The organism is Pediococcus damnosus, from assembly GCF_001437255.1.
Lineage (GTDB): Bacteria > Bacillota > Bacilli > Lactobacillales > Lactobacillaceae > Pediococcus > Pediococcus damnosus.
Genome location: NZ_JQBD01000096.1, coordinates 1 through 6,285, shown reverse-complemented (window position 1 = coordinate 6,285; position 6,285 = coordinate 1). Strand labels below are relative to the sequence as shown.

Genomic DNA, 6,285 nt, shown 5'->3' with positions numbered 1-6,285 from the left:
CTATTACCAACAACAGATATTGTAGAACCCCAATTTTTTTGTATCCAAAAATGAAGTTGGGTGATAAAGGACGAATATTTGGACAAACCCACAAATTCCGGTATGATAGTACGCGTGTAGAACATTCTGATATGAAATTTATTAAATGAAAATGGTGGCAGCATGAATAAAAGAAATTTAGAAGCAAAACGGATCGTGATTAAAATTGGGACAAGTTCCTTATTGTATCAAAATACAAGTCAATTAAATTTACGGGCAATTGAACGCCTAGCTTTTGTCCTCAGTGATTTAAAAAATCAGGGTAAAGAAGTTGTCTTAGTTTCTTCGGGAGCAATTGGTGTCGGAATGGGCAAACTTGGATTGACCAAGCGTCCGGAAACAATTCCAGCGCAACAGGCTGTGGCCTCAGTCGGCCAAGGAGAATTACTGGGTATATACGAGCGTGAATTTCAAAATTATGGTAAATCCGTTGCGCAGATGTTATTGACGCGTGATGTGCTGGTTTATCCTCAGAGCAAAAAGAATGTTTTTAATGCTTTCCAAGAATTGTTGAAGTTAAATGTAATTCCAATTGTGAATGAAAATGATACGGTTTCTGTTGATGAATTAGATCATAAAACAAAATTTGGCGACAACGATCAATTATCTGCAGTTGTGGCTGATTTAATTGATGCTGATTTGTTGATTATGTTATCCGACATTGATGGTTTTTATTCTAGTAATCCGTTAACGGATCCCAACGCAGAGTTGTACCATACCGTGACGAGCATTGACAGTACGATTATTCAATCCGCTGGTGGTCGTGGAACCAAGTTTGGGACTGGTGGGATGGTAACCAAATTAAAGGCGGCAAAACGAATTTTGAGTAATAATCAAAAAATGGTTTTGGCCAATGGTGAGAATCCCAGGATCATTTATAATATTTTGGCTGGTGAACCGGTGGGAACCCTTTTCGCCCCAGAACAAACGGTTACGAAAGAAGGATTAGTATGATGACTTTGACGGAAATGGGTAAACGAGCTCAAGCTGCAGAACAAAGACTCTCTCAATTATCAACCGTGAAGAAAAATCGGGTTTTAAAAACAATGGCCAACCAAGTTCGGCAGGCCACTCCCGAAATTCTAAAGGCCAACGCAATTGACATGCAAAATGCTGAGAAAAATGGTGTGCGTAAGGTGATGTTGGATCGTTTGCAATTGGACGATGCTCGTGTCAATAGTATGGCAGCTGGATTGGAACAGGCTGCCGATTTAGCGGATCCAATTGGCGAAGTATTGAAAGGTTGGACGACCGAAGCAGGGTTGGAAATTTCTCAGGTCCGAGTACCTTTAGGCGTGATTGGCATGATTTATGAAGCACGACCAAATGTAACGGTAGATGCTGCCGGATTAACTTTTAAATCCGGGAATGCCGTTATTTTAAGAGGTGGCAAAGAGGCCATTAGTTCTAATCAAGCCTTAGTTGCTGCTTTACGTCAGGCATTGCAGGCGGAAAAAGTTGCGGTAGATAGCATCCAATTAATTACCGATACTTCCCATGAAACGGCCACCGCTTTGATGCAATTAACCGATTATTTAGACGTTTTAATTCCGCGTGGGAGTGCGAAGTTTATCAAGATGGTTGTGGAAAAAGCCAAAGTCCCTGTAATTGAAACTGGCGCCGGAAATTGTCATGTTTATGTTGATGAGGGGGCTGATTTACAAATGGCCACCGATATCGTCGTTAATGCCAAAACGCAACGACCATCAGTCTGCAACGCTATGGAGAAGCTAGTTGTCAACCAAGCAGTTGCGGCTAAATTATTGCCTATGGTTGCCAAGGCTTTGAAACCCTTTAATGTTGATTTACGTGGAGACGAACGCGCTAAAGCAATTTTACCAGAAATTAGTTTAGCAACCGAAGCGGATTGGGGAACAGAATACAACGACTATATCATGGCAATAAAAGTGGTGGACAATTTAGATCAAGCAATTGCCCATATTAATCGTTATAATACGAAACACAGTGAAGCAATTATTACGAATAATTATGCGCATAGCGAGCGGTTTACCAAAGAAATCGATGCCGCCGTTGTTTATGTAAATGCGTCAACGCGGTTTACGGATGGCGTTGAATTTGGATTCGGAGCTGAAATTGGGATTAGTACCCAAAAGTTACATGCGCGTGGACCAATGGGCTTAAACGAAATCACATCGACTAAATATGTTGTGCGTGGGAATGGACAAGTAAGAAAATAATACTAAAAAAGTTTTTGACTTATTTTAAGCCAAAAACTTTTTATTATTGAAAAACTAAATTAGTAATTGCTGATCTCAATTAAATTTCCATCTGGGTCACGGACATACACTGACGTCAGTTTCCCATGTGCACCAGTTTTTTGAACGGGGCCTTCAATGATATCAACGTAGTAACTTTTAAGATGATTGATTACTTCAGGCATTTTATCTTTCACAACGATGCAAAGATCAGCGGATCCTGGCGTCGGGTAAGTAGCTACCGGATTGTGCGGGTGGTTGCTGAGTTGAAAATTAATTTTTTGTTTGCCACAGAGAACTGCTTTGCGATCGTCATCGAATGTCAGGATTGGCATGTCAAAGACTTCGTGATAAAAGCGAAGGCTCTTTTCGATATCGGCAACGGTTAGAACAAGATGATCAATTTCACGAACATTCATAATAGAAAACTTCCTTACTGAGTATAATTAACAATAGTATAGCATATTTCCCATTTGTGAATGGGCCGCAGTTGACGCTGTTTAGGCGTTTGTGATACGGTTGATGATGGATATTTATGGAACGGATAGAAAGTGAGAATTATGAGTATATTAGCAGTTGAAAACTTATCACACGGATTTGCAGATAAAAAATTGTACGACGACGCTAGTTTTGACCTCAATAAACAAGATCATATGGGGATTGTTGGCCAAAATGGTGCTGGAAAAAGTACGTTAATCAAGATATTAACAGGAGCCATTTTGTCTGATGAAGGTTCGATTAAATGGCAGAATAAAGTGACTTATGGGTATTTGGATCAGTACGCAGACATTCCGGCGGGCGATACGCTTTATCAATTTTTAACAACGGCCTATGCGCATTTGTTTGAGTTGAAGGATCGCATGGATAAAGATTATGCCGAATATGCTGAAAACTTGGATGATGAGTTACTTGAGAAAGCGGGTCGGATTCAGGAAACTCTGGAAGCAAACAATTTTTATGAAATTGATACGGAAATTGCGCGTGTGATGAGCGGTTTAGGGTTAGATGATATTGGCAGAGACCATATTGTTAGTGAAATGAGTGGTGGACAACGGTCAAAAATCATTTTGGCAAAACTCCTTCTCCAAAATCCCGACGTTTTACTTTTGGATGAACCGACTAACTACTTGGATACGGCTCACATCGAGTGGTTGGAAAACTATTTAACTAATTTTACCGGGGCTTTTGTGGTCATTTCTCATGATTATGATTTCTTACAAGAAGTTACCAATTGTATTTGTGATGTGGCTTTCGGAAAAATTACAAAGTATCGGGGTAATTTTAAATCAGCGATGAGACAAAAAGAGGCTCGTAAAGAAGCTCAATTAAAAGCCTTTGAAAAACAACAGGTTGTGATTGAAAAAGCTGAGAAGTTTATTCGAAAAAACAAGGCTGGCTCACATTCAACGATGGCAAAATCGCGAGAAAAGATGTTGTCACATATTGATCGGGTGGATCCACCAAGTGAAAATTTACTTTCTCACTTTGATTTTCCTTATTTAGAAACGGGTTCGCAAAATTCAGTGACTGTTAAAAAGTTGGCAGTGGGTTATGGTAAAAGACAGTTGTTGGAACCGGTAACGTTTAGTTTGACAGCGGGAGAAAAAATTGCCTTCTCAGGATTTAATGGGGCTGGGAAATCAACCTTAATTAAATCAATTTTGGGGAAGATTCCCGCTTTGAGTGGTACGACAGTTTTCTCGCCATCTGCAAAGGTTAACTATTTTAGCCAGGAATTAGTTTGGGATCGTCCTGAATTAACGCCATTACAAACGATTCAAAATGTGTATCCGGATATGCAGCCCCGAACTATTCGTACAAAATTAGCGAAGTGTGGAATAAACGCGGCAGATACACAGAAATCCATGAGCATTTTAAGCGGTGGTGAACAAACTAAAGTTAAAATTTGTTTATTGGAATTAGTTGAATCAAACTTCTTGATTATGGATGAACCAACGAACCATTTGGATGACGAAACTAAGGCAGCACTGAGTGAAGCACTGCAAAGATTTAAGGGTAATTTGATTGTTGTCAGTCATGAAGATGGGTTTTATACCGATTGGATTGATAAAGAATTAAACGTTGAAAAATTACGAATTGATAAGTAAACAAAAAGCCTGCAAAAAAATTGCAGGTTTTTTGTGACTCTCAAATTTATTCCTGAAACGTGTTCTAGAATTTACCACTTTCCACATCACGCAGATAATCAGCCAAGTGTTTGAAATAAACAGGGGCGTTATCAATCATATGGTGGTGACCACCATTTGGTGTTGTGACCAATCGTGAATTTGGAATGGTTTGTGCCATCCGTTGGGCTGATTTTAGTGGCATTGTTTCATGCTCACCAAAAGTTAACAGCGTTGGGACCTTGATCTTGTGAATTTGATCGCGGATATCCCATTCTTTTAGTTTGCCAGTGACAACAAATTCATTGTCACCTTGGAAAGCGTTGTAAACGGGGACAGCCATTGTGTCAACTAAGTGAGAGATTGCTGGTGGCTGTTTACGATCAACATAGCCCTCATTTAAAACTTCAACGAGTTCTTGATAGCGGTCGTTATGCCAGTCACCATTCTTTTCACAATCCCGCATGAACTGTGCATCTTTAGGTGAGAGAGCTTCATCACGAATTGCATCTTGATGTTCCAAGTACTCATCAATATTATCAACCATGCTAGAAATAATGGCACCCTTCAAGTGGCTGCCATATTTCAAAGCATAGAGCATGGTTAAAGCACCGCCCCAAGACTGACCAATTAAGTAGAAGTGGTCGATTCCTAATTTTTGACGAACTTCTTCAACTTCACCCAAGAAATAATCATAAGTTAAATACTTAGCCGCAATCTTTGGATCAGAATAATCAGGTTGGTCAGAATACCATGATCCTAATTGGTCATAGTAATGAACCTGCACATTTAAGCCTTGTTTCTTAAGCTCATCGTGAAAATTTTCCCAATATTCATGGGTACCACCAGGGCCACCATGTAAGGCCAACAAATGAATCTGACTATCTTCGCCATCTGTGTGAGACCATAAATGGTATCCATTGTTCAACGTTAAAATCTTTGTTCCTTGTTTCACCAGATCACCCTATTTCGTTTTAGTTAAACCTTATTCTAGCAAAAGTAAGCCAACTACTCAATGTTTCGGTTCCGATTTTGGACCCGTTTTCGTAATTTTTTGCGCCAGAAACCACCTTTAATAAATTTAGGTTCGTAGGAAATAATGAAGGCGTCTGGATTATTAGCTTCAATAAAACTATAGAGATGTTGTTCTCGTTTTCGAGGAGTTAAAATTTCAAACTCCAAACGGGCACCTTCGCGTCCTTGAGCGTTTTTGACGGTTACCCCGTAGCCTTCTTCGCGAATAGTTTCAGCAAATTGTTTACTTTCATCGGTTTTAGGTAAGATGACATTTACATTTAATAAACCAAGGCGGAGTCGGTCTTCCAACCAGGTTCCAAAGTAAATCCCGGCGCCATAGCCAAGTGCGTAGGCAGCAATATTCCAAACGTTATTGAGTTTGCTTAATACTAAACTTAGGCCCACCACATAAGTGACAATTTCAACAATTGAAAGTAAGGAAGCCAAGAGTTTATACCCCTTCATTTCTAAAAGGGTCCGAATGGTGTTCATAGTAATGTAAGCGAAACTAAGAATAAAAATAAGTGCAAGTTGTTGATAATTCATAGGTGAGCCTTCTTTCAGAAATTTTAATAGTAGGAACTAAAGGTTGAAAGTACAAAAATGACTTCAGTTACTGCTATTAAACGGCTTAATCCACAAAAATTAGGTTAATTGTCGTTCTACGGCTCACTTGGCCTGGAACGGGGTGGGCACGATTTGAAGCCAAGCAGATCATTTGTCTTCAAATTCGACCTTTATCTAAGCAAAAATCGCTAAGATAAATTTCACCTCTGAGGCCAAAACGCCTCCGAACTAGGGAAGTCGTTGTCTTTAGATAGCTCAATGACTGTTTCTATAACAACTTTTGTGTTAGATATAATTAGTTTTAATACCTGATTCAGTCT

6 protein-coding genes are annotated in these 6,285 nt (G+C 39.5%); 3 read left to right on the top strand and 3 right to left on the bottom strand.

The features are described from left to right. Positions 1–162 precede the first annotated feature (162 nt). Both proB and IV84_RS09150 read left to right on the top strand, forming a co-directional pair. Positions 163–993, top strand: coding sequence for a glutamate 5-kinase (gene proB, locus IV84_RS09155; protein ID WP_046872218.1), 831 nt, complete (start codon positions 163–165; stop codon positions 991–993). Further along, a complete protein-coding gene (locus IV84_RS09150; RefSeq protein ID WP_056986501.1) occupies positions 990–2,237 on the top strand; it encodes a glutamate-5-semialdehyde dehydrogenase in 1,248 nt (415 codons plus the stop codon). Before proB ends, IV84_RS09150 begins: the two co-directional genes overlap by 4 nt. A gap of 59 nt (positions 2,238–2,296) precedes the next feature. On the opposite strand, the gene IV84_RS09145 is transcribed toward IV84_RS09150, so the two are convergent. Continuing rightward, positions 2,297–2,674: a VOC family protein gene (locus tag IV84_RS09145; RefSeq protein ID WP_046872559.1), complete on the bottom strand. Its 378-nt coding sequence runs from the start codon at positions 2,672–2,674 to the stop codon at positions 2,297–2,299. A gap of 141 nt (positions 2,675–2,815) precedes the next feature. Between IV84_RS09145 and IV84_RS09140 the strand changes: the two genes are divergently transcribed. Beyond that, positions 2,816–4,363 carry an ABC-F family ATP-binding cassette domain-containing protein gene (locus tag IV84_RS09140; protein WP_046872560.1) on the top strand — a complete coding sequence of 516 codons (1,548 nt, stop codon included), beginning with the start codon at positions 2,816–2,818 and terminating at the stop codon, positions 4,361–4,363. Between the two features lie 64 nt (positions 4,364–4,427). On the opposite strand, the gene IV84_RS09135 is transcribed toward IV84_RS09140, so the two are convergent. Both IV84_RS09135 and IV84_RS09130 read right to left on the bottom strand, forming a co-directional pair. Beyond that, entirely contained in the window at positions 4,428–5,336 is a 909-nt protein-coding gene (locus IV84_RS09135; protein WP_046872561.1) for a proline-specific peptidase family protein, read from the bottom strand. Positions 5,337–5,389: 53 nt separating this feature from the next. Further along, positions 5,390–5,944: a DUF2179 domain-containing protein gene (locus tag IV84_RS09130; protein ID WP_056986499.1), complete on the bottom strand. Its 555-nt coding sequence runs from the start codon at positions 5,942–5,944 to the stop codon at positions 5,390–5,392. Positions 5,945–6,285 lie beyond the last annotated feature (341 nt).